Raw genomic sequence first — 26,737 nt, 5'->3', positions numbered from 1 at the left:
CAACCGAACAAGCGCGCCTTAAATTGGCCAAGGCCTATCCAAAGCCAACGGCCAAAGAGTCATAATCCCTGTGCAGAGGTACTAGGAGTGGCCAAGCATCAATTGGCGGGAGAGCTCCGTGCAACCTTCAATTCTGGATAAATATGGCGAGGCGCGCCTGCCGTGCTATACAAGCTACCCGACGGCGCTGCGGTTCTCGTCGGCGGTCGGCGGCGACGCATATGGAAACTGGCTGGGGAACCTGCCAGCCAGCGATCCCGTATCGCTATACCCGCACATCCCGTTCTACCGGTCGATGTGCTGGTACTGCGGTTGCCATACGACGATAACCCGGAAGGACCGCTCGATCCTCGACTACCTCGGCGTGCTAGGCGAAGAAGTCAACCTGGTTGGCGCGCGAGTTCCCAACCGCCTGCCGGTGGCCGAAGTACATTTCGGCGGCGGCACGCCAACTATAATTTCCCCTACGGAGTTCCTTGTGCTGATGGCCCTTATGCGTCGGCATTCCGCATTTTCCGACCTGACGGGGATCGCCGTGGAGATCGACCCGCGCGGGCTTACGGCCGAAATGGCCGACGCGCTGGGCGTCGCTGGTGTCAGCCGGGCGAGCCTCGGCGTCCAGAGCTTCGATCCCGTGGTGCAGAAGGCGATCAACCGGATCCAGAGCGAGAAGCAGACTGCCAAGGCCGCCGACCGTCTTCGCGCCGCCGGTGTTGGTGGCATCAATTTCGATCTGATCTATGGCCTTCCGCACCAGACAGTGCAGTCTTGCGTCGACACTGCCAATGCGGCAATCGCCATGCTCCCGGATCGCCTTGCCGTGTTCGGCTACGCGCACATCCCGACGTTCAAGAAACACCAGAGGATGATCGACGAAAACGCCCTGCCCGATGCTGCGGCGCGCAACGACCAGGCCAAAGCGATTGCCGAGACGCTGGTCGCCGCGGGCTACAGGCAGATCGGCCTCGACCACTTCGCACTGCCTGGAGACGACCTCGTCGAGGCGCGGGAAGCGGGCCGGCTGAGACGCCGGTCGAGACGGATACGGCAAGGAAATCCCGTAAGGTCAGTCGAGGCGAAATCCCGAAGCGCCAAATATGAGGTGGCGACCCGTAATCAGGGGAACTTTGAGGACAGGCCCCTCCTCATTCCATCCCTGAATCGGTGAGCCCGCGACATATGAATGACTCTTCAACGTGCCCTGCCAGATCGTCGGGAAATCAACACCCCTACTTCGTCTCAGATTGCATTCCCTGACAAGCCTGGAGACAATATCGGCCAAAGGGCGACCTCTTCGATAAACTGATGATTTTGAAAGAGTTCATGATCTCAGGCGCCCGCATTGATTCAAATCAATATGGCTCGGACATTTCGCTCACTGGTGTCGCCAGACTCGAATCTCCCACGGTCGCCGCATAGCCGATCGACGGGATCGACCGATCAATCGCAAACCGCGGCGATATCTTAGCGTCGGACATATTCGGCATCAAAAACGCGAGTCTTTGCGGCAGCGCAAAGAACCCTTTCATTCGCGGAATAAGCAGACAAATAGGTTCATGTTTTCGGCTTGTCGATCCGGGACAAGCTGAGCCAACCTCATCCTCGCCGTCGCTTGCCGCGGTCGGTGGGATGGCCGGCGCGTGTCCCGGCGCGGAGTTCGAGGTCTTCGTCTTCGGCCGGCTGCCGCTTGCACTGTCGGGCCGATGTTACCACGCCCGCATTCATGGCCTGCACAAGGATTCCTGCCAGTTCACCTGCGAAAAAGACCCGGATGGCCTGGCAGTCGAAACCCTCGACGACCAGCCTTTCCTGGCGGTCAATGGCGTGCAGACTCTCTCTAACCAGATGCAGGCCTTCTGCCACACACCCACCGATCTCGCCTCGAAAGGCGTCGGCCGCATCCGCCTGTCTCCCCACACTTGCGACATGGTCGAGGTGGCGAAGACCTACAAATCGCTTCTAGGCGGGACCGAGGACCCCAAGGGTGCTCGCTTTGTCCTTTCTTGCCTTGATCTGCCCGGGTCGCTGGTCGAGGGATACTTCCATGGCAAGCCGGGATGGCAAGCGACCACTTCGATCTGAAGAAAGCGCGACCACTTCGATCTGAAGAAGGCGGACCTTGAACGGAAAAATGACCCAGATCGCAATCGTGACCGTATCGGACCGTGCAAGCCACCGCCGAGCAGATGGCGAGGGAGAAACTGGAGCACGCCCGTATTCCGCGAGTTGAACGCCGGCGTGCATTCCTTTCCCATCGTGAGTCGGGAGCAGCGCCTGCCGGCTCCCGGGATTTTGCGGCGATGGAGGAACAGATCGCGACCCGTCTCGACGTGTATGCTCGGTTTCGAAGGGAAGATGACAGGCCAGTGCTTTGCGATCTGGCGGCGGGGGCGCGAAATCTTGCACAACAGCTCATTGCCTCTCCGCTCGGAACAACCAACTCGATCGGAAGCCGGCCGCCTGGTTCCCTGGATGCATTCTGCGAATTCGCGGGCGAGTCTTACGTCAATGCGGGCGACACCCTCGCCTTGAGGCCGACCGCGACCGAGCCAAATCCTTGCAACGAGCGCGATCAGGCGCCTGGCTACTTTGAGGTACATCGAGGAGCAGCAGGCTTGATGATCTCGCCATTGTGGCGGAGCCCGCATGCGGCTGGTCGTACCAGCAGCCAGGCGTCAAACGGGCGCTTTGGTCGGTTGTCGCGCCCGTAGTTTTGGTCGAACGAGCATGCCGCCAAACAGGACCGCAAAGCCAAGAAAAGCTGCCGCCCATAGGGCGGCCGATATGTGAAGGAGCATCACTTCCCCAGGTGCGAACGCCGCACACAGGCGAAAAACGGCGGCAAGCACAATCACGACAAAGATCGTGCATACACCGATGCTAGCGCGCAATTCGCGGCCTGTATGTCCAAGCGTGGTGCGGGTCATGACGGCGAGCGTCATACACGCCACCGCTCCCACGCCAAAGGCGTGAATGCCTGCTACCGGTGGGATCGTCTCGGGAAGAATGATTGCCAGGCCGGCGAGAAGAAAGCCGAGTGGCACAAAGGCGAACGCGACATGCAGGATCAGCACCAGCGGATCACGCAACGTGCGATAGCCAGCCCAGCGTATGATCCGGATAGTGTTGAGGACTCCCCCGGCAATCAGCATTGCGCACGTCCAGGCGCTCCCGGGAAAAACAGCCCATGCCATTAATGCGGTCCCGGAGAGAGCGATCGTCACGACGTCGAGACGGCTGAATGGGGCGGGCGGACGTCCTGGATTTTCGCGCGCCAACCAATTGCGGGTGAAACTGGGAACAATCCGTCCGCCTATGATCATGATGAGAACGACCGCGGCAGCGAGCCCGAGCCGGCGGCTTATATCCGAGACGCCTCCGTAGTGCGCTTCGGCATGAAACATCACGTTGGCTGCCAGAAGCACGGCAACAGGCAGCAGCACCTTGAGGTTTCGCCAGTTTCGACCCGCGATGATTTCGGTCGCGGCGGCGGTGGCGACAGCCAGGAGGAAGGCGCAGTCGATCGCGGCTCCGACGAGCCAGCCGGTCTCGACCGAAAAGAATACGGCGAAGCGACCCGCAAGCCACAAAAGGACGAGTGCCAGAAGGGGCAGGCCTTGCACCGGCAGCCGTCCGGTCCAGTTCGGAATGGCGGTCAGCAGGAACCCTGTCACGACCGCCGCAAGATAGCCAAACAGCATCTCGTGGACATGCCAATCGATTGGCTGGAAGACGCTGAAGGTTTCGAGGCGGCCGTAAAACAAGGGCAGCCACAACAGGATAGCCGCTCCAGCATAGAGCGAGCCGAGAAGAAAGAACGGCCGGAAACCGTAAGACAGAACTGCCGGATAGGCGCCCGGCCGCGTGCGTGGAATTGCCATGGCGTGCATTTCAAAGATGGAAACCCCGGGCAGGTTGTGTCTGCCGCAAGGTTTCCGTGATTTTCAAAGCGAGATATTCTCGGCCTTCAATTGCCTGCTGGAACTTGAGCCAGCAATGCCTCGAACACCTTCTTCGCCTTGCCCGGCTGCTTGACGGTTGTGGCCTGTTCGAGGTTGACCGGTTTGCCGACCACGATCAGGGCCACCATACCCATCCCGTAGTGAGGCGTGCATTTCACGCCGTAGAGGCCCTCTTTGTCGAGCTTGACCGTGATCTGTTCGCCGGCCTTGCCCTTGAAGGGCTCGACACCATCCGGGAGCATGCCCTTGATGCTTTCAGCATCGTGGCCCTTGTCGGTCGGCACGAAGGTGACGGTGTCGCCAGGTGCTGCCTGGACGAAGTCGGGCTGGAAGACCATAACGCCTTTCTCGCCCTTGTTGAGCATCTGGACCTGGTGATCGGCCGCTTGGGCAGCCCCGGCCAATACTGTCGCCGCGAGCGCAGCGACGATGGTTGCGTATCTCATGATCTTGCCTTTCTGTCCGATTATTGTCGACGGTGTTCACCGCTGCGGTTCTTTTAGGCCGGCTCCGGTATTGGGACTTTGACGCAGCGCAAACTCGATTTGAGAATCGAAGAAAAAAGGCCGCGGCAAGTGCCGCTTGCCGCGCGTTGGTCGCCCATGACATTGTGAGGCTGGAAAACATGAACTGATGACAGTCAAAACTTGGAAGGGGAAATGCAGGTGAGTCGCCTGGATCGCTCGCTGATTGCCGGGCTGTCTGCCTTTCAGGGCATAGCCCCGACGGATCTTGACTTCATGATCGGCCAAGCCCGGTCGTTGCGGATTGCCAAGGACCAGCCGGTGTTCGAGCAGGAGCAGGAAGCGCACGCTTTTTTCTTGCTGCTCGATGGACACGTCCGTGTCGTGAAAACAACAGCCGATGGGCAAGAGATAACCGTGCGGTACATTAGCCCTGGCGAACTAATGGGCATCGCCCACGCGATAGGCCTCACCACTTATCCGGCCAGTGCAATCTGCGCCGTCGATTGCGTCGTGCTTGCCTGGCCAGGCCATTTCTGGTCGAAATTCGCCGATGCTTTCCCGAGTTTTGGCGCCAGCACCTACAAGACCGTGGGGAGCAGGCTGCAAGACGCCCACACACGTGTCATCGAGATGTCCACCGAACAGGTCGATCAACGCGTCGCCCATGCCTTGCTCAAGCTGGTTAAGCAGACAGGCAGGAAGACCGAGGAAGGTATCCTGATCGATTTCCCAATTTCACGCCAGGATATCGCCGAGATGACAGGAACGACGCTCCATACGGTGAGCCGGCTGCTCTCGTCGTGGGAGGAAAAGGGTCTGGTCAAAAGCGGGCGCCAGAAGGTGACCGTTGTCGAGCCGCACCGCCTGCTCGTACTCGCCGAAGGGCGCACGGACGAAAACTAATTCGCGTCTTTTCGATCGATCGCGGCCTGGAGCGCGCTGCGCAGCAGTTCCTCTCTCAGGCCGTGCTCGTGTGCTGCGTCGGATATTGTGTGGAACGAGGCAATCGGGCAGCCGACGCAAAGCATGCCGAGTTGGAGAATGGCCCTGTTGGTCGCTGGCCAGCCTCGCATAATTGCGTCCATTGTTGCGTCGTCATTGAACCGCGGTTTCATGCCAGTTGTCCCAGCTTGCAAGTAAACACATTGCCGCCGCGGTGCGTGTTGTTCGTTGCGCTTGGACAAAGAGGCACCCGTTCTCATCTCGCCTTGTGCAATGGTCGCGCAAAGAGAGGCTAACCGTCATGCCGGCGGCGGGAGACTGGTTTCAATCCTCCGCAACCCCTCCAAACGGTCGCAGTTACGCAACAATCAACAGGGCAAGCGGCAAACTCGCCACTCGGCCGGGCGCCTCTCTCCAACGATGCCACGTGCAAAACGGCCCATATCGGCCTGTCCTTCGCTGGATTCGGATTTGCGCCAACGCAAAGACGGGCCACGCAATCAGGCTATTTTAGCGCCATCAAATGGGTGAAGCCAAAGGAGACGGAAATGCTCACGAGACGCGAAGCTTTGTTAGGATCTGTCCTTACCGCTGCCGCGGTTGCAACGATTGGCGCAATGCCGGTAGTGGCAAACGCAAAGGAAGTTGCGGGGTTGCCGCGTGAAAAGGTGACGTTGGCCGCGCCGCCATTCGTCCACGCCCACGATCAGGTCGCCAAGAGCGGCCCGAAGGTCGTTGAATTCACGATGACGATCGAGGAGAAGCCGATGGTCATCGACGCCGACGGCACGCAGCTCAACGCGATGACCTACAACGGGTCGATCCCTGGCCCATTGATGGTTGTCCATGAAGGCGACTATCTTGAGCTCACGCTGATCAACCCCGACACGAATACGCTCGCCCACAACATCGATTTCCACGCCGCGACTGGCGCGCTGGGTGGCGGCGGACTGACGCTGGTCAATCCCGGCGAGCAGGTCACGCTGCGCTTCAAGGCTACCCGGTCGGGAACCTTCGTCTACCACTGCGCGCCTGGCGGAGCGATGATCCCGTGGCACGTCGTGTCCGGTATGAGCGGGGCTGTGATGGTGCTGCCGCGCGACGGCCTCAAGGACGACAAGGGCAAGCCGATCAGCTACGACCACATCTACTATGTTGGCGAGAACGACTTCTACATCCCGCGCGACGAGCAGGGGAAATTCAAGAAGTACGACTCGGCCGGCGACAACTACGACGACACCGTCAAGGTCATGCGCGGGCTGATCCCGACCCATGTCGTGTTCAACGGCAAGGCAGGATCGCTGACCGGCGCGAACGCCATGAAGGCCAAGGTCGGCGAAACCGTTCTGATCGTCCATTCCCAGGCTAATCGCGATACCCGACCGCACCTGATCGGCGGTCATGGCGACTATGTCTGGGAACAGGGCAAATTCGCCAACCCGCCGGCCAAGGATCTGGAAACCTGGTTCATCCGTGGCGGGTCGGCAGGTTCGGCACTCTACACCTTCTTGCAGCCGGGCATCTATGCCTATGTGAACCACAATCTGATCGAGGCGGTCGAACTCGGAGCGACCGCGCACTTCACGGTCGAAGGAACCTGGGACGACGATCTGATGACGCAGGTCGAAGCGCCCAAGGCAATTGCCTCGTAGACGGGAGATCCGAGCCTCGGTGCAACCCTTCGGCAAAGACGAAGGGGCGCACTCGCGGCGGGCTTGATGCCATGTCCTTCGATCCTGTCTTCACCTTCGGAGCAATTGGGGCCGCAGCGCTGATCGGGCTAGGCCTGTCCCAAGCGCTCGACAGCGGTTCTCCGGAGTCTCCTCGGCCACTCGGCGCAAGCGAACTGGTTGTTCTTGCGACCGGGTCGTTTGACCATCCGCAACCGGGTGAATTCCTGAGGGAGAGCCATCCGGTCGCGGCACCGGTCGTCAGGGAAACCATCGATACGCCACTGGAAATCATGAAATATCAGGTAAGCGTGTCGGACTACGGCCGCTGTGTGGCTGATGGCGTCTGCAAACTTGCCGACTCACGCAAGATCGGCAACGTTCCCGTTACCGGCGTGAGCCACATGGATGCCGAAGCGTATGCGACCTGGCTGTCAGCCCGCACGGGCGAGACATGGAGGCTGCCGACGGACGTCGAGTGGGCCTATGCCGCCGGCGAACGATTCCGGGGCGACATAGAGAGTGATGAAAGTGACCCGAACAACCCGGCGCTGCGTTGGCTCGCTCAATACCGCACCGAAACGGCGCTTGGGCGCAAGCCGGATCCTGAACCAAGGGGCCAGGGGGGCTTTGGTATCAACTCCAAGGGAGTGGCGGATGTTGCGGGCAATATCTGGGAATGGACCTCGACGTGCTACGTCCATGCAACCATGGCCAGCGACGGCGTGGGCGTTGCGAGTTCGATCGACAATTGCGGAGTGCACGCGGTGGAGGGCTTCCACCGCACCTACATGTCGAACTTCATTCGCGACGGCAAGAGCGGCGGTTGCGCGGTCGGCACCCCGCCCGACAATCTGGGTTTCCGGCTGGTCCGCGATCGGCCCAGTCTTGTGCGGGCCACGCTTCGGCGCCTGGGATTTTCCTGACAACATGAACAAGAGTGCATGATGACGTTGAAATCAGATTTGGCCGATAGCGCACGCCCCGTCGCGGAACAGCCTCTGGACCACACCGGCGTTGACCGGGCATCTATCGCAAAGCTGGTCCGCGAATTTTATGCCAAGGTCAGGAGCGACGAGCGGCTCGGGTCGATTTTCGCACGCGAGATCACCGGCGATTGGGAGCCACATCTCGAGAAAATGACGGACTTCTGGTGTTCGGTCATCTTGAAGAGCGGCAACTATCACGGACGACCGGTGCCGGCGCACCTCAAGCTCAAGGATGTCACGGAGGCCGACTTCGAGATCTGGCAGGCCCTGTTCGGTCAAACGGCAGCCGAACTCTTCGCCCCGGAAACGGCGGCGGTGTTCGTCGACCGCGCCGAACGGATAGCGACAAGCTTGAAACTCGCGATGTTCTTTCGCCTCACTCCCCTCACGACAGGCGGCAGCCAATAGGCTGGCTTTGGCGAAACAAGGCCGGCGCCTCAAAGGCCAGCGACAGATTTGATTTTGCGCAAGGAAAGTGTCCTCGGAATTCCTAATTTCGTTGCATGGCTCTCAATCTCTTCATTGGCACGATCGTCATAAGCCTGACGGTCCTGGTTCACACGTTTGGTCTGATCGCCGTTACGCACGCGATGGGATACTTGGTCGCGCGGTTTCGTATGCACGGACGCCGCAGCCGTATCGTCGCTATGATCAGCGTGGTGATGGGGCTCTTTGCCGTCATGACCGTGGAGGTCTGGCTCTGGGCAGGCCTATACAGGTTGCTTGATATCTTCGCCGACTTCGAAACCGCGCTCTATTTTTCGACCATTACCTTTTCGACCGTCGGCTATGGCGACATCGTGCCCGCTCACGCGTGGCGTGTCCTGGCGGCGCTCGAGGGCGTGAACGGGTTCTTGCTTATCGGCTGGTCGACCGCCTATCTGATCGCGGCAGGCACCCGCATCGGCCCGTTCAAGGCCGGGGAGCATTTCTGACCCGAGCCGATGCTCAAACCGCTGCCGAATGCTTGGCTTTGCCGGTTTCGAAATACTTATCGAACTTCGCCGCGATGCTTCTGACAAAGGGGCGACTTTCCGCCGGCACGACGAAACTGTCGCCATCAAGTTCAAGCAACCTTTTGGGTTCCCGTAGGGCGGTGGAACTTGCCTTGAGCAGCAGCCTTTGGCCGGCTTCGCCAAAGCGCTCCACCAGTTCGATCGCCGAGAAGGCGAAGTCACACATCAGCCGCTCGATGATCCAGCCGCGAACACGGTCGTCGTCGGAAAGAGCGATACCGCGGACAGCCGCCAGCCCGCCATTAGCAACAAGGCGTCCATATTCGCTGGTCGAAGGCATGTTCTGCACATAGCCCTGCCGAAACTGGCTGATGGACGATGGCCCCAGCCCGATCAATGTTTCGCAGCGATCCTCCGTGTAACCCTGGAAGTTCCGGCGCAGGGTTCCCGCGCGGGCCGCGAGCGCCAGGGCATCGCCCGGTTTGGCGAAATGGTCGAGGCCGATTGCTTCGTATCCCCGTTCCACGATCGCCCGTGCCGCCAGTTGCGATTGAGCAAACCGTTCCGTGGGACCGGGCAGCCACGCCTCGTCGATCATGGTTTGGTGTTTCTTGAACCAGGGCACATGTGCGTAGCCGAAGAGCGCCATTCTGTCCGGTTCCAAAGTCAGCGCCTGCGCCACGGTGGAACAGACGCTTTCCCTGGTCTGATGCGGCAAGCCGTAAAGCAGGTCCAGATTGACCGATTCGACGCCGCGCGAACGAACGCCGTCGACGACCGCCTTGGTCTGCAAGAAGCTTTGCTCGCGGTTGATCGCTTTCTGCACTTTCGGATCGAAATCCTGCACGCCGAGGCTCGCTCGCGTCATGCCTATTTCGGCGAGCGCATCGAGGCGCGCTTCGTCCATGTCGTTGGGTTCTATCTCAACGCTGATTCTTGCATCCGGAAGAAAGTCAAAGCAGTCTCGCAAGACAGTTCCCAGTGCCACCATATCGTCGGGTCTCAGCATGGTTGGCGAGCCGCCGCCGAAGTGCGCGGCGCGGACACGACCCTTGCCGCTGACAAGACGGGCTACCGTCGCGATCTCCGCGTGCAGCGAGCGAAGATAAGCAGCCACCGGTTGGTAGTGACGGGTCTGTTTGGTATGGCACGCGCAGAACCAGCACAGCTTGTCGCAATAGGGAATATGCAGGTACAACGATATCTCGTCATCGCCCTCGATCGCGTCCATCCAGCTGCGAACCACTACGGCATCGATCCCCGCGTGAAAGTGCGGCGAGGTCGGATAGCTCGTATAGCGCGGAACGTTTTCGCCCGCCGCGACGGTCGGATTTGCTTGTATGTCGTTGGCAGCTGTAGTCTGCATGAGCGGCAATCTAGAAATAGCGAAGTGCCTGAACCTTGATTTCAATCAAGGCGGCCTGCTGCAAGGACAAACTGACGCAACATTTTCTCGCGGCAGCGGTGGTATCTTGCCGGCACTTTGATCTCGAGCCCATGAAAATGACCATTAGACAGGACGTTCACAGTGCCGGCATTCCAGTGCTTTGCCAGTCGTGCGAGGCACGGCATCGCGGTGTTTGTGGTGCGCTCGACCCGGACCAACTGGTCGGACTGGCCAAGGCCTCGTCGAAGCAAGAGGTTGGGCCCGGTGCGGAGCTGGTGGGTGACGCTGAAACCGTCGACAGCTTTTCAAACGTCCTGTCCGGTGTGGTAAAGCTGACCAAGAGCCTTTCGGACGGGCGCCAGCAGATCGTGGGCCTCCAGTTCGCGCCCGATTTTCTGGGTCGGCCTTTCAAGGTCGAAAGCGCCATCAACGCCGAAGCGGCAACAGCCGTGTCCCTGTGCTCCTTTCCGAAGTCCGCTATCGAACGGATGATGAAGGAATCACCGGAACTCGAGCATCGCCTGCTCAGGCAGACGCTGAACGAACTTGACGAGGCGCGTGATTGGATGGTCACCTTGGGACGCAAGAGTGCCTCGGAAAAGGTGGCCAGCTTTCTGCTGATGATCGCCAGAAACATTGACCCAACTCTTGATCCAGACACCAACGCAACGAGCTTCGATCTGCCGCTCACGCGTGCCGACATCGCCGATTTCCTCGGCTTGACGATCGAGACGGTCAGCCGCCAGCTGACCAGGCTGCGAACGGACGGGGTCATCCGGATCGAGAACAACCGGCATGTGGAAGTCGAAAGCCTTGGCCGGCTTGAGCGCCGCTCCGGCGCCTAGCTCGCGTCTCCGATCCCGATCATCGGCAGGACATGTTCGCGTTCAAATGCGATGTGCCGGCGCAAGTTCTCGAACAGGCCGCGCAACATGAAACCGATGGCCTCGGGGTTCTCGACTGTCTCGCCATGACCGATGGCCAGCAGAATTTCGGTCACCTCATCGGCAAAGCATTCATCTTCCACATGTTCGGCCCGCAGTCGCCGGGTTGAGGCAAGGTTCGTATTGCCGACCACGGCCTCCTCGTAGGCGGGGAAGATTGCCGTCTCTTCGTATCGATGAATGTCGCGCAGCAGCGGAATGATCGCGTTGGCCGTGCCGAGGCATTTCAGGCGATCGACGCTGGGCAAGGCATCTGCAATTCTCTCCAAAGCATCGCAGAGTTGCAGCTTTTCCCTGTGCGCGCGCTTCATCACCGCGGCCGGGACCACGTCTCCGGATCGATCAGTTGGTTCGGGATTTCCATCGCCTGCTTCGAACAGCGACGATCCCTGCCCATTCTTCCGGGTCAACGGCGACCTCCAGTCATTTGCGGACCAACGCTGCCCAATCCGAAAGCACTGGGCTTTGACATGGATCAAGGCGGCGACAACGCGACTGCTGAATTGGTGTCAAGCGGATTGGCGTCCGCGCATCGGAATCGGAGGTCGGGGACAGGTCATGAAGTTCGGCACGCAAATCTTCGCTTTGGGCCTGTTCACATTTGGGGCTCTTGTGGCAGCCGGGTTCGGTGTGGACGAGCCATTCCGGCAGCATATGTGGGTGCTGTTCTTTGTGCTGCTCGGCTTTGTCGCCATCCTCATCCGCAACACGAATTTCAAAGTGGCAGCTCCGATCGACCCGTCCGCCTACATGGATGGGCCAATCCGCTATGGCGCCATCGCCACCATGTTCTGGGGCGTCGTTGGTATGCTGGTCGGCGTCGTCATTGCGCTGCAGCTTGCCTATCCCGATCTCAACATTCAGCCCTGGTTCAACTTCGGTCGTCTGCGGCCATTGCATACGTCGGGCGTCGTCTTCGCCTTCGGCGGCAATGCGCTGCTCTGCACGTCCCTGTATGTCGTCCAGCGCACCTGCCGCGCCCGGCTATTCGGGGGCGATCTCGGTTGGTTCGTGTTTTGGGGCTACCAGCTCTTCATCGTTATGGCCGCGACCGGCTACCTGCTCGGCATTACCGAGAGCCGCGAATACGCCGAGCCCGAATGGTATGTGGATATCTGGCTGACCATCGTCTGGGTCGCCTATCTCATCCTGTTCCTCGGCACGATCCTGAAACGCAAGGAGCCGCACATCTACGTCGCCAACTGGTTTTACCTCTCCTTCATCGTCACCATCGCGATGCTGCACGTGGTCAACAACCTGTCGATGCCGGCCTCATTCCTGGGTTCCAAGAGCTACTCGGCCTTTTCCGGGGTCCAGGACGCCCTGACGCAATGGTGGTACGGGCACAACGCCGTTGGCTTCTTCCTGACTGCCGGCTTCCTCGGCATGATGTATTATTTCGTACCCAAGCAGGCAAACAGGCCGGTCTATTCCTATCGCCTGTCGATCGTCCATTTCTGGGCAATTATCTTTCTCTACATCTGGGCCGGGCCGCATCACCTGCACTACACCGCCCTACCCGATTGGGCGCAGACGCTCGGCATGGTGTTTTCGATCATGCTGTGGATGCCGTCATGGGGTGGCATGATCAACGGCCTGATGACGCTGTCGGGCGCCTGGGACAAGCTCCGCACCGATCCGATTATTCGCATGATGGTGATGGCCATCGCCTTCTACGGCATGTCGACCTTCGAAGGTCCGATGATGTCGATCAAGGCGGTCAACTCGCTGTCGCATTATACCGACTGGACCATCGGGCACGTCCATTCGGGCGCACTCGGCTGGGTTGGCATGATTTCGTTCGGCGCGCTCTACTACATGGTGCCGAAGCTCTGGAACCGTCACCGTCTCTATTCGCTGCGGCTGGTCACCTGGCACTTCTGGCTGGCGACGCTCGGGATCGTCGTCTACGCCTCGGTCATGTGGGTGTCCGGCATCATGCAGGGCCTGATGTGGCGCGAATACGACGAGCAGGGCTTCCTGGTCTACTCCTTCGCCGAAACGGTCGCCGCCATGCACCCCTACTATGTGATGCGCGCAATCGGTGGAGCCATGTACCTCTCCGGCGCCCTGATCATGGCCTGGAACATCGCCATGACCATCCTTGGATACCAGCGCGAGGAAGAGCCGATGCCCGGCTCCGTTCCCGCCCTTCAGCCTGCCGAATAAGGAGCCAGAAAATGGGCTTGATGGACAAACACGCGCTGATCGAGAAGAACGCCACGCTTCTTCTCGTAGGTTCACTTCTCGTCGTCACCGTGGGTGGCATCGTCGAGATCGCACCTCTCTTCTACCTCGACAATACGATCGAGAAGGTCGAAGGCATGCGGCCCTACTCGCCGCTCGAGCTCGTCGGGCGCAACATCTATGTGCGTGAGGGATGCTATCTCTGCCATAGCCAGATGATCCGACCGTTCCGTGATGAGGTCGAGCGCTACGGGCATTACAGCTTGGCGGCCGAGTCGATGTATGACCATCCCTTCCAGTGGGGATCGAAGCGTACCGGCCCGGACCTCGCCCGGGTTGGCGACCGCTATTCCAATCTATGGCATGTCGAGCACCTCACGGATCCTCGTTCGGTGGTGCCTGAATCGATCATGCCGAGCTACGCGTTCCTGAAGGACACACCGATCGAGGTGAAGGACTTCTCAACGCACCTGGTCGCCAACCGGCGTGTCGGCGTCCCCTACGGCGATGACATGATCGCACACGCGAACGCCGATCTGTTGGCGCAGGCTGATCCCAACGCCGACACATCCGGCCTCGAAGCCCGCTACCCCAAAGCCAAGATCGGCGACTTCGACGGCAACCCGCGACAGGTCACCGAAATGGATGCCCTCGTCGCCTATCTCCAGATGCTCGGCACGCTGGTCGATTTCAAGAACTACGACGAAGCCGCCGGCTACCGCTGAGGAGTTTTATCCATGGATTACAATTTGATGCGGGAGTTCGCTGACAGCTGGGGTCTGGTCGCTATGGCTCTGTTCTTTGTCGGCGCGATCGCCTTTGCCCTACGCCCCGGCAGCCGCAAGCTCGCCGACGAAGCTGCCCGGATTCCCCTTGAGGACGAGTGATCATGAGCGACGAGCACATCGATGAAATCTCTGGTGTTTCAACCACTGGCCACGAATGGGATGGTATCCGCGAGTTGAACAACCCGCTTCCGCGCTGGTGGGTCATCACGTTCTACATCACCATTGTCTGGGCGATCGGATACACCATCGCCTATCCGGCATGGCCTTTGCTGCATTCGGCAACAAAGGGCGTGCTCGGCTATTCGAGCCGTAACGAAGTCAAGAACGAGCTGTCGGTGGCTGAAGCGGCGAAGGGGAAATATGTCGCGGCGATCGAGTCGAAGAGTGTTTCGGAGATCGCGGCGGACGATACCTTACGCGAATTCGCCGTCGCCGCCGGCAGTGCCGCGTTCAAAGTCAATTGTGTGCAGTGCCATGGCTCCGGCGCCCAGGGCTCCAAGGGCTTCCCCAACCTTAATGACGACGACTGGCTGTGGGGCGGCAAGGCGGATCAGATCCAGCAGACGGTCACGCATGGCATCCGCTTCGCTTCCGATCCGGATACGCGCCTTTCGGAAATGCCAGCCTTTGGCGACATCATCACCGCCGACCAGATCAAACAGGTCAGCGCCTACGTGGCCAGCCTGTCCGAAACCGTCAGCGATCAAACGTCGGTGGTGCCCGGCGCCAAGGTCTTTGCCGAAAATTGCGTCGCCTGTCATGGCGACAACGCAAAAGGCAACAAGGAGCTCGGCGGCCCCGATTTGACCGATGCCATCTGGCTCTATGGGTCCGGCGAGGCAGCCATCGCCACCCAGGTCCGCGCGCCGAAACAAGGCGTGATGCCGGCCTGGGGTGGGCGCCTAGGCGAGACCAAAGTCAAGGAGCTGGCGGTCTACGTGCATTCGCTTGGCGGCGGAGAATAGGAAGCGGGGGGCCTATTCCCATCCCTTCACCGCCCAAGCGACGAGGCCCGGCTCAGCCGGGCCTCGATTTGCGTTCCGGCACCCCGATTTGACTTGCATCAACGCGCCTGGCCCTGCCCTGCGGCAAGACTTTCCCGCGCTGGCGGCTCAGGCATGGGCAAATTGCGGCTCGCACGAGTGGAGATGCATGTGCTGGACAATACGCAGGTAGAAAGGCTCGAAGCCGAGGCGGTCAACTCCGCCAAGGTGCGCCAGCCAATGTATGCCGCGCGCAAGAAGATATTCCCAAAGCGGGCCTCGGGCAGCTTTCGCCAATTCAAATGGCTGGTGATGGCGGTCACGCTTGGTATCTATTATCTGACGCCGTGGCTGCGGTGGGACCGTGGCCCGTTTGCCCCTGACCAGGCAGTGCTGCTCGATGTCGCCAACAGACGTTTCTACTTCTTCTTCATCGAGATATGGCCGCAGGAATTCTACTATGTGGCCGGCCTTCTGGTCATGGCTGGGGTCGGTCTTTTCCTGATCACGTCGACTATCGGTCGTGCCTGGTGCGGCTACACATGCCCACAGACCGTGTGGGTCGATCTGTTCCTGGTCGTCGAGCGGGCCATCGAGGGTGATCGGAATGCGCGCATCAAGCTCGATGCCGCCTCCTGGAGCGCTCGCAAGCTCGCACTGCGGGTATCGAAACACGCCATCTGGCTGATCATAGGTACGGCGACCGGCGGTGCCTGGATATTCTATTTCGCCGATGCGCCGACCTTGCTCGGCGAACTTTTCACCGGCACCGCGGCGCCTGTCGCCTACATCACCGTCGCCGTGCTGACGGCGACGACCTATACGTTCGGCGGCCTGATGCGCGAACAGGTCTGCACCTATATGTGCCCTTGGCCGCGCATCCAGGCAGCCATGCTCGACGAAAGTTCGCTCACCGTCACCTACAATGACTGGCGCGGCGAACCGCGCACGCGTCATGCCAAGAAGGTCCAAGCCGCGGGGCAGCCAGTCGGCGATTGCGTCGACTGCAATGCCTGCGTCGCCGTCTGCCCGATGGGGATCGACATTCGCGATGGCCAGCAGCTCGAATGCATCACCTGCGCGCTCTGCATCGACGCCTGCGACGGCGTCATGGACAAGCTCGGCAAGGAGCGCGGGTTGATCTCCTACGCGACCCTCTCCGACTACAACGCCAACATGATGCTGGCGACCGCGGGCGGCTCCGGTTCAGTCAATCCGTCGCTGGTCAGAACGGATGACGGCGTGTTCTCGGACAGGGTGGCTCATTTCCACATCCGCAAGATCTTTCGCCCGCGCACATACGTGTACATGGCTATGTGGTCGCTAATAGGCCTGGGTCTGCTCTATTCGCTGCTGACGCGCGACCGGCTCGAGATCAATGTCTTGCACGACCGCAACCCGCAATTCGTGACGCTGTCCGACGGCTCCATCCGCAATGGCTACACCGTCAAGCTGCTGAACATGATCCCCGAACCAAGAACGATCATCGTCACCCTTGGGGGTTTGCCAGGCGCAGAGATGAGCATCGTCGGTGTCGACCTCCCCGCCGGTCGCTCTTTTGCGATCCAGGTCGAACCCGACCGGCTGAAGATGTTGAAGGTTTTCGTGCGCCTGCCTGCTGATCAGATCCATGGCGAAGCGCAGACCTTCACATTTCGGGTCGAGGACAAAGCGAGTTTCGAGTCGAACGAATACACCGCCACATTCAACGCACAGGAGATCGCCAGATGAGCGCCACCACGCGAAAATCCCGCGAATTCACCGGCAGGCACATGTTGGCCATCATCCTTGCCTTTTTCGGCGTGGTCATCGCGGTCAATCTGACGATGGCGACGCTTGCCAACATAAGCTGGACCGGCCTTGTCGTCGAAAACACCTATGTCGCCAGCCAGCAATTCAACAGGAAGGCCGAGGAAGGGCGCGCGCAGGCAGCCCTCGGCTGGACCGGCAAGCTGACCATGGCATGGGGCGAAATCCGCTACAGCCTCACCGACGCCTCCGGCACGCCGGTTCCCTTGCACGGCGTCAAGGTGCTGTTTCGCCATCCCGCTTACGAGAAAGAGGATGAGTCCATCCAGCTCGCCCTCGCCTCGGGTCAGGAATTCGCCGCCCAGCATATGCCGAAGGACGGTGTCTGGATCGTCGAAATCGACGCCGATGCCGGTCTGGCAAGACCATATCGCGACGTGCGCAGGATCATGATTTCCCATGGAGCGCTGAAATGAGCTGCTGCGCGCCGGGCGCCGAAATGGCCCTGGATTTGGTTAGCGCCACCTCGGTCCTGCCATCCAGCCAGGAAATCAGGCTGGCGAGCCGATCGCTTGGCGATGATCTTCGTCAGACCGACCTTTCCGTACCGACTGTTCACTGCGGCGCCTGCATCCAGACCATCGAGACGGCGTTGGGAAAACTCGATCACGTCGAGGCCGTTCGCGTCAACCTGTCGACCAAACGGGTCTCGGTCCGGTGGCGCGGGGGCGAGGTTCCACCGTTCGTCGTCGCGCTAGGGCAGCTGGGCTACCAGGCGCATCTGTTCGACCCGGAGATCGACGACAAGGACAAGACTCTTTCGGAGTTGATCCGTGCCGTCGCGGTTGCGGGGTTTGCGGCGGGCAACATCATGCTGCTTTCGGTCTCGGTCTGGTCCGGTGCCGAAGGCGCGACACGCGACCTGTTCCACTGGGTCTCGGCACTGATCGCCATCCCCGCGCTAGCCTTCGCCGGCGGCATCTTCTTCCGCTCGGCCTGGAATGCGTTGCGCCACGGCCGCATGAACATGGACGTGCCTATCGCGGTCGGCGTGTCGCTTGCCTACGCCATGAGCCTTTACGAGACGATCACCCATGGCGACCACGCCTATTTCGACGCGTCGGTGTCGCTGCTGTTCTTCCTGTTGATCGGCCGAACGCTCGATCACGTCATGCGGGAGCGCGCCCGGACCGCCGTGAAAGGCCTGTCGCAGCTGGCCGCGCGTGGCGCAATGGTGCTGCGCGCCGACGGTGCGCGCGACTACCTGCCGGTTAGCGAGATCGAACCAGGAATGCAGTTGCTGATCGCAGCCGGCGAAAGGATTCCCGTCGACGGCAAGATCATTCGGGGGGCGTCGGATCTCGACTGCTCGCTGGTTTCCGGCGAAAGCACGCCCCGAAACGTGGCGCCAGGCGAACCCGTGCAGGCTGGCGTGCTTAACCTTACCGGCTCGCTGACGATCAAGGCGACAGCCGACGCGAAGGATTCGTTCCTGGCGGAAATGGTTCGGCTGATGGAGGCCGCCGAGGGCGGCCGGGCACATTATCGCCGGATCGCCGATCGCGTTTCAGCGCTTTATGCTCCGGTGGTTCATCTTACCGCCTTCGTGACGTTCCTTGGCTGGATGGCGGTGACCGGCGACTGGCACCGGGCGATAACCATCGCCATTGCCGTTCTCATTATCACATGCCCGTGCGCGCTCGGCCTCGCCGTGCCGATCGTTCAAGTGGTCGCCGCGCGACGCCTGTTCGAGCACGGCATCATGGTCAAGGACGGTTCGGCCATGGAGCGTCTGGCGACGATCGATACCGCGGTCTTCGACAAGACCGGAACGCTCACGCTCGGAAAGCCCCGGCTCGTCAATGCGTCGTCGATCGATCCGGCGACGCTGGCAATCGCAGCCGACATGGCCGCGCATTCGCGCCATCCGTTTTCAAAGGCCATAGCCGGCTTTGCCTCGCCTGGCGGGCAGAGCAAATTCGATGCCGTCACCGAGCACCCGGGCTTCGGCATCGAGGCCGCTGCCGCCGGAAACATCTGGCGGCTGGGTCGACGCGGATGGGCTGGATGGAAAGCCCGCACCGGCGGCGAAGGCAGACATGGCTATGGCGGGACGGTTCTGACGAAAGACGGGATCATTGTCGCGACCTTCGATTTCGAGGATGCGCCGCGTGCCGACGCCAGGGCTGCGATCGAGCGATTGAACGATGCCGGGGTGTCGGTGCGGATGCTGTCGGGCGATACAGCAGGCGCCTGCGGCGAAGTCTCGAAAACGCTGGGTATCGACGAATTCGTTCCGTGCCTGCTGCCGTCCGGCAAGGTCGAATGCATCGAAACCCTGGCGAGAGACGGACACCGGGTTCTGATGGTTGGCGACGGCCTCAACGACACGCCGGCACTGAGCGCCGCGCATGTCTCGATAGCGCCGGCCACCGCGGCCGACATCGGCCGCAATGCCGCCGATTTCGTATTCTTGCGTGAAAGCCTTGCGGCAGTGCCTCTCGCGTTGGACGTCTCGCGCAAGGCGGGAAGCCTGATCCGCCAGAACATCGCGATCGCCATCGTCTACAATGCTGTCGCCGTTCCGATCGCCATTCTGGGGCACGTTACGCCACTGATCGCAGCGATCGCCATGTCCGCCTCATCGCTGCTTGTGATCGGAAATGCTCTGCGTCTGCAAGGCTCTGCGTCGAACGCAGCGGCGCAAGATGCACGACAGGACGGGCGCCACGGCGTCAGCCAGTTGGCACAACTCCAATGACGACCCTTGCCTACCTCATACCCGTGGCCCTCTTCCTTGGTGCCCTTGGACTGGGAGCCTTTCTGTGGGCGTTGAGAAGCGGTCAATACGAAGATCTCGATGGAGCCGCCGAGCGGATCCTGATCGACCGGGACGACAAGCCGCAGGGCTGACTCCGACGGTGCCACCCAAGGCGCCGATGCGGATGGGGCTCCGGAAAATGACCCAGATCAAAGCGCGCAGCGCATAGATCTGGATAGTCAAGGATAGATATCCGAGGAGCGAACATGCGAGCCGAAGCCATAATGACGAAGCCGGTCGTCGGCATGGACCCGGCTGCATCGATCGCCGAGGCGGCCGGGCTGATGCTCTCAAAAAAGATCAGCGGCTTCCCCGTCATTCGCAGCGACGGCGTACTGGTGGGGATCGTCAGCGAGGGTGATTTCCTGCGTCGGGGAGAACTGGGCACGCAGCGCAAGCGCCCACGCTGGCTGGAATTTCTCGTCAGCCCTGGAAAGGCGGCCGATGAATATGTCCGCACCAATGGCCGGCGGGTTGAGGAGGTGATGTCACAGGATGTCGTCACGGCATCCCCTGACTCATCGCTCGCCGAGATCGTCGAGCTCATGACACGCCACCACGTCAAACGCATTCCGGTCGTCGATGATGGGAAAGTCGTCGGCATCATCACCCGCTCTGATCTTCTGCGGGCATTGCTCAGCGTCCTTCCGGACAGGGCTGCTACGGTCATCGACGACGAACAGATCCGTCAGAGCATCATTGCCGAGCTTATGGCGCGGAAATGGGCCGGCAGCGACTTGATCGACGTGATGGTCAACGAGGGCGTGGTGAAACTCAGCGGCGCTATCTTCGACGAACGCGAGCGCCAGGCAGCCATCGTCGCCGCCGAAAATGTCGCCGGCGTCAAGGCTGTCAGGGATGATCTCTTTTGCGCCGATCCGCTGTCCGTCATCCTTGTTTCGTAGCGGCTGGACGAGCCCGACGGGCTTGGCGTTGCAAACTGTCGGCCCCAGGATCAATATCGCTCGCTCGATAGCGAATGGTCGAGAATGACGACGAAGATTGAATGAAGCCTTCGATTCAGCCTGAGCGCTCGGCGCTTTAGCGTTGTCCGGTCGCATGCTGCAGCCGCGCGATCAAGTCCCGGTTGCGGCAGTAGTCTGGCGGACTATCGGCTTGCTGGTGTTCATCGAGCCAAATCGAGCATTCATCTTGGTGGCCACAGGAACGGCAGCGGTCCACCGCCCGGTTGGTGACGGCTGCATGGTCGGGTACGACTTTCAACTGTCTGTCGACGCCCAGCTTCCGCATCATGCGGTCCATCAAGACGGTCCTGGCATCAACTGAAATCAGGTAATCGAGAAAGGTCATGCGGATCACTCCTGCCCACTGGCCATCATTTCCATATTGACGGTCGGCTCGCGTTGATCTCGATCAACAGGCGGCATCGTTGCCAATGCCTGAGCCTAAACGGGAGCTTGGGACGCTAGACCTTTGCGACAAGACGGTCGAGAAATGGCCGTTGACCGACAACCAACTTGTCCGGACCAATAGGCGACGTCGTCTGGCCAGACGGATCGCCGGTCGGCTTCGCCTATCATCAATACGACATGAAGCGGCTAATGCCGCTCTCTTCGATCAGCGTGCGGGTCACGCCGCCAAACGCCCATTCCCGCAAGCGGCTATGGCCGTAGGCGCCCGAGACGATGAGGTCCGCATGGATCGAGCGCGCGAATGTCAGTAACCGGTCGCCGTCGGCTTCGCCGGCCAACATCTCGGTTCGTGCCATGATGCCGTGATGTTCCAGAAAGACCGCGACATCGGCAAGGCTGTCGCGAATGCTCTCGTCGCGATCGGTATCGATCGTGGCGACCACGACTTCGCTAGCCTTGGCCAGGAAAGGCAACGCATCAGCCATCGCCCGCCGTGCCTCCCTGGTGTCCTTCCAGGCAACCAGGACAGTTTTTGCAAGGACGTGTTCGCCATTGCTCGCGGCGACCAGGACCGGACGGCCGGCACCGAGTGCAAGGCTGCCGATATCCACGGCGCGAAAGACGTTGTCTCCATCCCTGCCACCGGTGACGATGAGGTCGGCCGCCCTGGCCGAAACGCTGAGGAACCGAGTCGGGCCGCAGATGGCTTGGCCCCATTCGCTAAAGATCGAAGCAGGAACCAGCCTCTCGAACTCGGCACGCAGTTCGGCAAGCCGTTTCTCGATTTCCGTTCGCTGGATCTGCATGATCTCGCCTTCGTAGACCATGCCGTCGCCTGTCGCGACCAGGGGCGGGACATCCGCTGCCGCCAAGCCGATAAGACGGGCTCCAAATCGTTCCGCGAGTTCGATCCCCACCCTTATAATAGGTGCAGGAGGCCCATCGACGGCGAGGTTTACAATGATTGACTTGTAGGACATTGCCGGGCCTTTCGCTGAAACGATGGAATGCGTGATGAATTGCATTCGCCAGCGTCTGATGCCTTGATGCGCGTCAAAGACCCGCCAATCGCATCCGCATCCGAAAAAGTCGGGCTCGATCCGTTTTTGCGTGTATGGAGACAAGTGATAGGTAGCCTTCGTTCAGGCGTCTCGAACCCAGGGATCTCAGGTGAGTCAGGACGAAGCGCTTATTTTGTCGACCGGCGGGACGATGCTGAAATCAGTTTTGTCGCAAATGTTCGAGCAGGCTCCGGGCTTCATGGCTCTGATGCGTGAGCCGGATCATGTCTTCGAACTGACCAATGCCGCCTACCAACGGCTGATCGGCCACAGGCGGGTGATTGGAAAATCGGTGCGCGAGGCCCTTCCCGAACTCGAAGGCCAAGGGTTTTTCGAACAGCTGGACCATGTGCACAAGACTGGCGAGCCCTATAGGGGCCAAGGCGTGAAGGTCGGCCTTCGCAACATCGACGACGGGCCGATTGAAGAGCGCATCCTGGATTTCGTCTATCAGCCTATCAAGGCCGACGATGGCCGTATCACCGCGATCTTCATTGAAGGCACGGATGTCAGCGAGCTCTCCTTTGCGAACGCCGCGCTTCGGCTGCGTGAGGACCATTTGCGATCGATCCTGGCTACAGTGCCAGATGCAATGGTTGTCATCGATGAGCAGGGCGATATCCAATCCTTCAGCACCGCTGCCGAGGCTCTGTTCGGCTACCAATCAGGCGAAGTCATTGGTCAAAACGTAAAAATGCTGATGCCTTCGCCCTACCGCGACGAGCATGATGCCTATCTGCTTCGCTACCTGACGACGGGAGAGCGCCGGATTATAGGGGTAGGCCGCACCGTCACCGGTATGCGCAAGGATGGCTCTATCTTCCCGATGGAGCTTTCCGTGGGCGAGATGCATCCCGGAACCGGGCGCTTCTTTACCGGCTTTTGCCGCGACCTGACCGAACGCCACCGGGCTGAAGCAAGAATCCAGGAGCAGCAGCAGGAACTGCTGCACATGGCACGGTTTACCGCACTCGGCGAAATGGCCTCAACGCTTGCACATGAGATCAACCAGCCGCTTACCGCCATCACGAACTACCTCAAGGGCAGTCGTCGGCTGCTCGATAAGAGCACGGAAGAGAACGCGCCCATGCTGCGGGATGCCGTGGAAAAGGCAGCTGAGCAAGCCCTGCGGGCAGGAGACGTCATTCGTCATCTGAGGGAATTCGTCGCACGAGGCGAAAGCGAGCGTCAGGTCGAACGATTGCCGGCACTGATCGAGGAAGCCTCGTCCCTGGCCCTGGTTGGTGCCAGGGAGATAAATGTCCTCGTCAGCTACAAACTTGACCCCGCCGCCGAACTTGTCTTGACTGACCGCATCCAGATTCAGCAGGTTTTGCTGAATCTCATGCGCAACGCGGTGGAGGCCATGCAGGACGCGCCGCGCCGCGAGTTGCAGGTCACAACTGTCGCCCGGGATGACGGGATGGCCGAGGTGAGCGTGATCGATACGGGCGCAGGCCTCGCGCCGGAGGTCTCGGCCCAGCTTTTCCAGCCATTTGTCACCACCAAGAAGCAGGGCATGGGTGTCGGGCTCTCGATTTGCCGCACCATCGTTGAATCGCATGGCGGTCACATATGGGCAGAGGCAATACCGACCGGCGGAACCGCTTTCCGGTTTACCCTGCGCATCGTGGAGAAAGAAGAGGTCACAAATGGCCAGCAGTGATCTGGTTCATGTCGTCGACGACGACGTGGACGTTCGCAAGTCTCTCGGTTTTCTCCTAGGGACAGCAGATTTTGCAGTGCGCCTGCACGAATCAGCCACGGCTTTTCTATCGATGTCGACGAGTAGTCTCGACGGCTGCATCGTCACCGACGTGCGCATGCCGGGCATAGATGGCATCGAGTTCCTGCGCCAACTCAGGACCCGAGGACACACACTTCCGGTGATTGTCATGACGGGCCATGCCGATGTGGCGCTCGCCGTTCAGGCGATGAAGGAAGGCGCTTCCGACTTCATCGAAAAGCCGTTCGACGACGAGATGCTGATCGACGCGATCCGCTCCGCGTTGGCCAACCGCAACCAGGCGCCTGCGGCGCATCCACAATCCGCGGAAATCAACGGACGTCTGTCGACATTGTCGGAGCGGGAGCGGCAAGTGCTGGACGGACTCGTCTCCGGTCTGCCAAACAAGACGATCGCCTATGATCTGGGCATCAGCCCGCGCACGGTCGAGATCCATCGTGCCAATGTCATGAGCAAAATGCAGGCGAGCAGCCTGTCGCATCTCGTACGCATGGCATTGATCGTCGAATCCAGACCCTAGGGACGGTCTCCGAAGGCGTTGCCGTTGCCTGCGGCCTCCCTACCCGGCTCCCAATCGCGCCAATGGGTCGGGCGAATGTCAACACGGACGCCAGTCGCGGCGTTTTTCCAACCCTCCCGTCCCTTTGTGCAGGGAAATACGAGCGCATGCTCCCCTTCGTCATCGAAGACGGCCAGTTCGAGGTCCCGACCAAACGGTGCGTTTGAGATTGGCTCCCACATCGTCTTATCTTTGACGGAAACAGCCCGGCGCGCTTTGACCTGGATCATTTCAGGAATTGTTGAACCTCTTTCCGCAAGACGCCACCTTCCCTTGATCGTGATCAAAGACGCTCCACAGAGCGTCGGCTCACCTCGAATTGAGATAGGCCAATTGATCCGGCGCAATGCGCGGACGCCTTCAACGCTTCAGGAGGACGATGAAAACGTCAAGGAGTACCCTGATGAGCCAGATGTCCCATACCTCTTTCGCCAGTTTCAGCCACGCTGCCCAGCAGGCGCAGCAGTGGGTCAATGAGCTCGCCAAGGATCTCTGCTGGAGCGAACCGAGCGCGTGCCGCCTCTTGCGGTCCGTTCTGCACACGGTGCGGGACTGGCTGTCGCCAGAGGAAATGGCCGATCTTTCCGCGCAGCTGCCTGTTTTGGTTCGCGGCATCTACTTCGAAGGCTGGAACCCGTCGGCACCTGCGAGTGAGCGCAAGAAGCACGACTTTGTCGTCAGTGTCAGAAACAGTTTCGGCTATGATGACGAGGTTGATTTCGACGTCGCGATCAACGCGGTGTTCAAGTTGCTCGACCGCCATATATCGCATGGTGAGATCGTGCGGATCAGAAACTCGATGAAGAAGTCGCTTCGAAAATTGTGGCCCGTGGATTGACCGATGTTCCGCGACCGGGAGGACGCTGGAGTGAAGCTTGGCCTGGAGCTGAGCAAGCTTCAACTGCATCAGCCTGTTGTGCTGGCATTGCCGCGTGGCGGCGTGCCTGTCGCGGTGGAAGTGGCCAAAGCTCTCAACGCCCCTCTTGACCTGCTTATTGTCCGGAAGGTAGGCGCCCCAGGCAATCCCGAGCTGGCTGTCGCCGCAATCGTCGATGGCGACCCCGGAGAGGTCGTGCTGAATCGTGAGATCGTCGAGACCTATTCACTCGACGAAGACGCGCTACGTGTCTTGATCGCCAAAGAACGTCCCGAACTGGAACGTCGGCGCGTTGCCTATCGAGGTAAGAACAGACCGTTGTCGATCGCTGGAAAGGCCGTGATCATCGTTGATGACGGTGCCGCGACCGGCACGACCATGAAGGTCGCGATCCGCGCCCTCAAGCGTAGGTCACCACGGGAAATCATCGTGGCTGTTCCTGTTTCACCACAGGAGACTGTTGCCGAACTGGCGCGGGAAGCGGACCGCGTCGTTTGCCTTAGTCAGCCAGGACAGTTCCGCGCCTTGGGCTACCACTATCGAAGGTTTCCTCAACTCTCCGACAGCGACGTTGTCGCTGCTATGGATGAGGCTGTTCGGTCGAAAATCAGCAGGCAACACCGAAGCGGGCAACAGACCACCGGCCACGGTTCAAAAGCCGCCACGAAATCAATCCCACAGAATGACCGAGAGAAATAGGAGATCACGTCATGCTGATCCGCACGCTTTCCGCCTTGGAATGTACCAAAATGCTGACGGCCAATCGTGTTGGCCGCCTGGCGTGCGCGAAGGATGGGCAGCCCTACGTCGTACCTCTTTACTACGCTCATTCCGATGCGCATCTTTACGCGTTCTCCATGCCTGGCAAGAAGATCGAATGGATGCGAGCCAATCCGCTGGTATGCGTCCAGGTCGACGAACATGGCCAAGGCCGAGGGTGGAGAAGCGTCGTTGCCGACGGCCGATACGAAGAGTTGCCGGATCGAATTGGCCACAAACTCGAACGCGATCATGCGTGGTCGATGTTGAGCAAACATACCGACTGGTGGGAGCCCGGCGCATTGAAGCCGGTCTCGCCTCCCGTTTCGGACAGCGCTCCGCACGTTTTCTTCCGGATCTTGATTGAACAGGTGTCCGGACGAGAAGCCGGCGAGTAGTCGTTCCATCGATTCGTTGCAAGAAATGGAAAGGGCCGCGCCCATCGCCCGGCCCGGGTTTTGGGGGGGTGTGGTATAAAAAAATAACCTCCCCCCCGACAAGAGCGGCTAGGGGTTT

30 protein-coding genes and 1 pseudogene are annotated in these 26,737 nt (G+C 60.3%); 23 read left to right on the top strand and 8 right to left on the bottom strand.

What is annotated here, in order from left to right; genetic code table 11:
* Window positions 1-118: 118 nt before the first annotated feature.
* Window positions 119-1,030 (top strand): annotated as a pseudogene (locus NKH19_RS29975) (radical SAM protein); the annotation flags it as partial.
* Window positions 1,031-1,629: 599 nt separating this feature from the next.
* The gene (locus NKH19_RS29970; RefSeq protein WP_502911072.1) at window positions 1,630-2,082 is read left to right on the top strand and encodes a U32 family peptidase; all 453 of its coding nucleotides are present in this window, start codon (window positions 1,630-1,632) and stop codon (window positions 2,080-2,082) included.
* A 593-nt stretch (window positions 2,083-2,675) separates the two neighbouring features.
* Here NKH19_RS29970 and NKH19_RS29965 read toward each other — a convergent pair.
* A complete protein-coding gene (locus NKH19_RS29965) occupies window positions 2,676-3,881 on the bottom strand; it encodes an NnrS family protein (protein WP_352873348.1) in 1,206 nt (401 codons plus the stop codon).
* A gap of 86 nt (window positions 3,882-3,967) precedes the next feature.
* On the bottom strand, window positions 3,968-4,408 hold the full coding sequence (locus tag NKH19_RS29960) for a pseudoazurin (RefSeq protein WP_352873339.1): 441 nt from the start codon (window positions 4,406-4,408) through the stop codon (window positions 3,968-3,970).
* Between the two features lie 219 nt (window positions 4,409-4,627).
* Between NKH19_RS29960 and NKH19_RS29955 the strand changes: the two genes are divergently transcribed.
* Entirely contained in the window at window positions 4,628-5,332 is a 705-nt protein-coding gene (locus NKH19_RS29955) for a Crp/Fnr family transcriptional regulator (protein WP_352873346.1), read from the top strand.
* Here NKH19_RS29955 and NKH19_RS29950 read toward each other — a convergent pair.
* Complete coding sequence (locus NKH19_RS29950) at window positions 5,329-5,544, bottom strand: DUF1858 domain-containing protein (protein ID WP_352873338.1); 216 nt, start codon at window positions 5,542-5,544, stop codon at window positions 5,329-5,331. The two genes, NKH19_RS29955 and NKH19_RS29950, sit on opposite strands and share 4 nt — an antisense overlap.
* Window positions 5,545-5,919: 375 nt before the next feature.
* On the opposite strand from NKH19_RS29950, the gene nirK reads away from it, so the two are divergent.
* The 4 genes from nirK to NKH19_RS29930 all read left to right on the top strand — a co-directional run bounded on the left by nirK (window position 5,920) and on the right by NKH19_RS29930 (window position 8,965).
* Window positions 5,920-7,023: a copper-containing nitrite reductase gene (gene nirK, locus NKH19_RS29945; protein ID WP_352873337.1), complete on the top strand. Its 1,104-nt coding sequence runs from the start codon at window positions 5,920-5,922 to the stop codon at window positions 7,021-7,023.
* A 71-nt stretch (window positions 7,024-7,094) separates the two neighbouring features.
* Window positions 7,095-7,967 carry an SUMF1/EgtB/PvdO family nonheme iron enzyme gene (locus NKH19_RS29940; RefSeq protein ID WP_352873335.1) on the top strand — a complete coding sequence of 291 codons (873 nt, stop codon included), beginning with the start codon at window positions 7,095-7,097 and terminating at the stop codon, window positions 7,965-7,967.
* 21 nt (window positions 7,968-7,988) lie between these two features.
* A complete protein-coding gene (locus tag NKH19_RS29935; RefSeq protein ID WP_352873344.1) occupies window positions 7,989-8,438 on the top strand; it encodes a group III truncated hemoglobin in 450 nt (149 codons plus the stop codon).
* Window positions 8,439-8,533: 95 nt separating this feature from the next.
* Complete coding sequence (locus NKH19_RS29930) at window positions 8,534-8,965, top strand: potassium channel family protein (protein ID WP_352873333.1); 432 nt, start codon at window positions 8,534-8,536, stop codon at window positions 8,963-8,965.
* A 13-nt stretch (window positions 8,966-8,978) separates the two neighbouring features.
* On the opposite strand, the gene hemN is transcribed toward NKH19_RS29930, so the two are convergent.
* Entirely contained in the window at window positions 8,979-10,352 is a 1,374-nt protein-coding gene (gene hemN, locus NKH19_RS29925; protein WP_352873332.1) for an oxygen-independent coproporphyrinogen III oxidase, read from the bottom strand.
* Here hemN and NKH19_RS29920 point away from each other — a divergent pair.
* A complete protein-coding gene (locus NKH19_RS29920; protein ID WP_352873331.1) occupies window positions 10,351-10,473 on the top strand; it encodes a hypothetical protein in 123 nt (40 codons plus the stop codon). The two genes, hemN and NKH19_RS29920, sit on opposite strands and share 2 nt — an antisense overlap.
* 16 nt (window positions 10,474-10,489) lie before the next feature.
* Entirely contained in the window at window positions 10,490-11,218 is a 729-nt protein-coding gene (locus NKH19_RS29915; RefSeq protein WP_352873329.1) for a Crp/Fnr family transcriptional regulator, read from the top strand.
* Here NKH19_RS29915 and NKH19_RS29910 read toward each other — a convergent pair.
* Window positions 11,215-11,628, bottom strand: coding sequence for a hemerythrin domain-containing protein (locus NKH19_RS29910; RefSeq protein WP_352873342.1), 414 nt, complete (start codon window positions 11,626-11,628; stop codon window positions 11,215-11,217). The genes NKH19_RS29915 and NKH19_RS29910 overlap by 4 nt on opposite strands.
* 247 nt (window positions 11,629-11,875) lie before the next feature.
* Between NKH19_RS29910 and ccoN the strand changes: the two genes are divergently transcribed.
* From ccoN to NKH19_RS29865, 9 genes are all read left to right on the top strand, one after another.
* Window positions 11,876-13,486, top strand: coding sequence for a cytochrome-c oxidase, cbb3-type subunit I (gene ccoN, locus NKH19_RS29905; protein WP_352873327.1), 1,611 nt, complete (start codon window positions 11,876-11,878; stop codon window positions 13,484-13,486).
* 11 nt (window positions 13,487-13,497) lie between these two features.
* Window positions 13,498-14,229, top strand: coding sequence for a cytochrome-c oxidase, cbb3-type subunit II (gene ccoO / locus NKH19_RS29900; protein WP_352873325.1), 732 nt, complete (start codon window positions 13,498-13,500; stop codon window positions 14,227-14,229).
* 12 nt (window positions 14,230-14,241) lie between these two features.
* Window positions 14,242-14,391: a CcoQ/FixQ family Cbb3-type cytochrome c oxidase assembly chaperone gene (locus NKH19_RS29895; protein ID WP_023759205.1), complete on the top strand. Its 150-nt coding sequence runs from the start codon at window positions 14,242-14,244 to the stop codon at window positions 14,389-14,391.
* A 2-nt stretch (window positions 14,392-14,393) separates the two neighbouring features.
* A complete protein-coding gene (gene ccoP / locus NKH19_RS29890) occupies window positions 14,394-15,257 on the top strand; it encodes a cytochrome-c oxidase, cbb3-type subunit III (protein ID WP_352873324.1) in 864 nt (287 codons plus the stop codon).
* Between the two features lie 183 nt (window positions 15,258-15,440).
* Window positions 15,441-17,006, top strand: a complete 1,566-nt coding sequence (ccoG, locus tag NKH19_RS29885; protein ID WP_502911073.1) for a cytochrome c oxidase accessory protein CcoG — start codon at window positions 15,441-15,443, stop codon at window positions 17,004-17,006.
* Window positions 17,003-17,500: a FixH family protein gene (locus tag NKH19_RS29880; protein WP_352873321.1), complete on the top strand. Its 498-nt coding sequence runs from the start codon at window positions 17,003-17,005 to the stop codon at window positions 17,498-17,500. The genes ccoG and NKH19_RS29880 overlap by 4 nt, the downstream gene beginning before the upstream one ends.
* The gene (locus NKH19_RS29875) at window positions 17,497-19,785 is read left to right on the top strand and encodes a cation-translocating P-type ATPase (protein ID WP_352873319.1); all 2,289 of its coding nucleotides are present in this window, start codon (window positions 17,497-17,499) and stop codon (window positions 19,783-19,785) included. The genes NKH19_RS29880 and NKH19_RS29875 overlap by 4 nt, the downstream gene beginning before the upstream one ends.
* Window positions 19,782-19,937 carry a cbb3-type cytochrome oxidase assembly protein CcoS gene (gene ccoS, locus NKH19_RS29870; RefSeq protein ID WP_352873318.1) on the top strand — a complete coding sequence of 52 codons (156 nt, stop codon included), beginning with the start codon at window positions 19,782-19,784 and terminating at the stop codon, window positions 19,935-19,937. The genes NKH19_RS29875 and ccoS overlap by 4 nt, the downstream gene beginning before the upstream one ends.
* A 114-nt stretch (window positions 19,938-20,051) precedes the next feature.
* Window positions 20,052-20,750: a CBS domain-containing protein gene (locus NKH19_RS29865; RefSeq protein WP_352983413.1), complete on the top strand. Its 699-nt coding sequence runs from the start codon at window positions 20,052-20,054 to the stop codon at window positions 20,748-20,750.
* Window positions 20,751-20,886: 136 nt separating this feature from the next.
* On the opposite strand, the gene NKH19_RS29860 is transcribed toward NKH19_RS29865, so the two are convergent.
* Window positions 20,887-21,156 carry a DUF6455 family protein gene (locus tag NKH19_RS29860; protein ID WP_352873315.1) on the bottom strand — a complete coding sequence of 90 codons (270 nt, stop codon included), beginning with the start codon at window positions 21,154-21,156 and terminating at the stop codon, window positions 20,887-20,889.
* Between the two features lie 229 nt (window positions 21,157-21,385).
* Window positions 21,386-22,198, bottom strand: a complete 813-nt coding sequence (locus tag NKH19_RS29855) for a universal stress protein (RefSeq protein ID WP_352873314.1) — start codon at window positions 22,196-22,198, stop codon at window positions 21,386-21,388.
* A gap of 190 nt (window positions 22,199-22,388) precedes the next feature.
* Between NKH19_RS29855 and NKH19_RS29850 the strand changes: the two genes are divergently transcribed.
* Complete coding sequence (locus NKH19_RS29850) at window positions 22,389-23,945, top strand: PAS domain S-box protein (protein WP_352873313.1); 1,557 nt, start codon at window positions 22,389-22,391, stop codon at window positions 23,943-23,945.
* The gene (fixJ, locus tag NKH19_RS29845) at window positions 23,932-24,546 is read left to right on the top strand and encodes a response regulator FixJ (RefSeq protein ID WP_352873312.1); all 615 of its coding nucleotides are present in this window, start codon (window positions 23,932-23,934) and stop codon (window positions 24,544-24,546) included. The genes NKH19_RS29850 and fixJ overlap by 14 nt, the downstream gene beginning before the upstream one ends.
* Here the strand turns inward: fixJ and NKH19_RS29840 are convergent.
* Complete coding sequence (locus NKH19_RS29840) at window positions 24,543-24,872, bottom strand: hypothetical protein (protein ID WP_502911071.1); 330 nt, start codon at window positions 24,870-24,872, stop codon at window positions 24,543-24,545. The two genes, fixJ and NKH19_RS29840, sit on opposite strands and share 4 nt — an antisense overlap.
* 116 nt (window positions 24,873-24,988) lie before the next feature.
* Here NKH19_RS29840 and NKH19_RS29835 point away from each other — a divergent pair, with 116 nt between their 5' ends.
* Genes NKH19_RS29835 through NKH19_RS29825 form a run of 3 tightly spaced genes read left to right on the top strand, consistent with a single transcriptional unit; the run spans window position 24,989 to window position 26,619 of the window.
* The gene (locus tag NKH19_RS29835) at window positions 24,989-25,423 is read left to right on the top strand and encodes a DUF2267 domain-containing protein (RefSeq protein WP_352983408.1); all 435 of its coding nucleotides are present in this window, start codon (window positions 24,989-24,991) and stop codon (window positions 25,421-25,423) included.
* Between the two features lie 3 nt (window positions 25,424-25,426).
* Window positions 25,427-26,161 (top strand): phosphoribosyltransferase, encoded by a 735-nt coding sequence (locus NKH19_RS29830; RefSeq protein ID WP_352873310.1) that lies wholly within the window; start codon window positions 25,427-25,429, stop codon window positions 26,159-26,161.
* A gap of 11 nt (window positions 26,162-26,172) precedes the next feature.
* Window positions 26,173-26,619 (top strand): pyridoxamine 5'-phosphate oxidase family protein, encoded by a 447-nt coding sequence (locus NKH19_RS29825; protein ID WP_352873308.1) that lies wholly within the window; start codon window positions 26,173-26,175, stop codon window positions 26,617-26,619.
* Window positions 26,620-26,737: the final 118 nt, after the last annotated feature.

This window comes from Mesorhizobium sp. M1338 (assembly GCF_040318045.1).
Taxonomy (GTDB): Bacteria; Pseudomonadota; Alphaproteobacteria; order Rhizobiales; family Rhizobiaceae; genus Mesorhizobium.
Note: the sequence above shows the minus strand (reverse complement) of the source record. Positions and strands in the feature narration are given on the sequence as shown.

Coding starts and splice junctions, on each gene's coding strand:
- NKH19_RS29970 (WP_502911072.1), top strand. CDS start 1,630: ATGGCCGGCGCGTGTCCCGGCGCGGAGTTCGAGGTCTTCGTCTTCGGC.
- NKH19_RS29965 (WP_352873348.1), bottom strand. CDS start 3,881: ATGGCAATTCCACGCACGCGGCCGGGCGCCTATCCGGCAGTTCTGTCT.
- NKH19_RS29960 (WP_352873339.1), bottom strand. CDS start 4,408: ATGAGATACGCAACCATCGTCGCTGCGCTCGCGGCGACAGTATTGGCC.
- NKH19_RS29950 (WP_352873338.1), bottom strand. CDS start 5,544: ATGAAACCGCGGTTCAATGACGACGCAACAATGGACGCAATTATGCGA.
- nirK (WP_352873337.1), top strand. CDS start 5,920: ATGCTCACGAGACGCGAAGCTTTGTTAGGATCTGTCCTTACCGCTGCC.
- NKH19_RS29940 (WP_352873335.1), top strand. CDS start 7,095: ATGTCCTTCGATCCTGTCTTCACCTTCGGAGCAATTGGGGCCGCAGCG.
- NKH19_RS29935 (WP_352873344.1), top strand. CDS start 7,989: ATGACGTTGAAATCAGATTTGGCCGATAGCGCACGCCCCGTCGCGGAA.
- NKH19_RS29930 (WP_352873333.1), top strand. CDS start 8,534: ATGGCTCTCAATCTCTTCATTGGCACGATCGTCATAAGCCTGACGGTC.
- NKH19_RS29920 (WP_352873331.1), top strand. CDS start 10,351: ATGAGCGGCAATCTAGAAATAGCGAAGTGCCTGAACCTTGATTTCAAT.
- hemN (WP_352873332.1), bottom strand. CDS start 10,352: ATGCAGACTACAGCTGCCAACGACATACAAGCAAATCCGACCGTCGCG.
- NKH19_RS29915 (WP_352873329.1), top strand. CDS start 10,490: ATGACCATTAGACAGGACGTTCACAGTGCCGGCATTCCAGTGCTTTGC.
- NKH19_RS29910 (WP_352873342.1), bottom strand. CDS start 11,628: ATGAAGCGCGCGCACAGGGAAAAGCTGCAACTCTGCGATGCTTTGGAG.
- ccoN (WP_352873327.1), top strand. CDS start 11,876: ATGAAGTTCGGCACGCAAATCTTCGCTTTGGGCCTGTTCACATTTGGG.
- ccoO (WP_352873325.1), top strand. CDS start 13,498: ATGGGCTTGATGGACAAACACGCGCTGATCGAGAAGAACGCCACGCTT.
- NKH19_RS29895 (WP_023759205.1), top strand. CDS start 14,242: ATGGATTACAATTTGATGCGGGAGTTCGCTGACAGCTGGGGTCTGGTC.
- ccoP (WP_352873324.1), top strand. CDS start 14,394: ATGAGCGACGAGCACATCGATGAAATCTCTGGTGTTTCAACCACTGGC.
- ccoG (WP_502911073.1), top strand. CDS start 15,441: ATGCATGTGCTGGACAATACGCAGGTAGAAAGGCTCGAAGCCGAGGCG.
- NKH19_RS29880 (WP_352873321.1), top strand. CDS start 17,003: ATGAGCGCCACCACGCGAAAATCCCGCGAATTCACCGGCAGGCACATG.
- NKH19_RS29875 (WP_352873319.1), top strand. CDS start 17,497: ATGAGCTGCTGCGCGCCGGGCGCCGAAATGGCCCTGGATTTGGTTAGC.
- ccoS (WP_352873318.1), top strand. CDS start 19,782: ATGACGACCCTTGCCTACCTCATACCCGTGGCCCTCTTCCTTGGTGCC.
- NKH19_RS29865 (WP_352983413.1), top strand. CDS start 20,052: ATGCGAGCCGAAGCCATAATGACGAAGCCGGTCGTCGGCATGGACCCG.
- NKH19_RS29860 (WP_352873315.1), bottom strand. CDS start 21,156: ATGACCTTTCTCGATTACCTGATTTCAGTTGATGCCAGGACCGTCTTG.
- NKH19_RS29855 (WP_352873314.1), bottom strand. CDS start 22,198: ATGTCCTACAAGTCAATCATTGTAAACCTCGCCGTCGATGGGCCTCCT.
- fixJ (WP_352873312.1), top strand. CDS start 23,932: ATGGCCAGCAGTGATCTGGTTCATGTCGTCGACGACGACGTGGACGTT.
- NKH19_RS29835 (WP_352983408.1), top strand. CDS start 24,989: ATGAGCCAGATGTCCCATACCTCTTTCGCCAGTTTCAGCCACGCTGCC.
- NKH19_RS29830 (WP_352873310.1), top strand. CDS start 25,427: ATGTTCCGCGACCGGGAGGACGCTGGAGTGAAGCTTGGCCTGGAGCTG.
- NKH19_RS29825 (WP_352873308.1), top strand. CDS start 26,173: ATGCTGATCCGCACGCTTTCCGCCTTGGAATGTACCAAAATGCTGACG.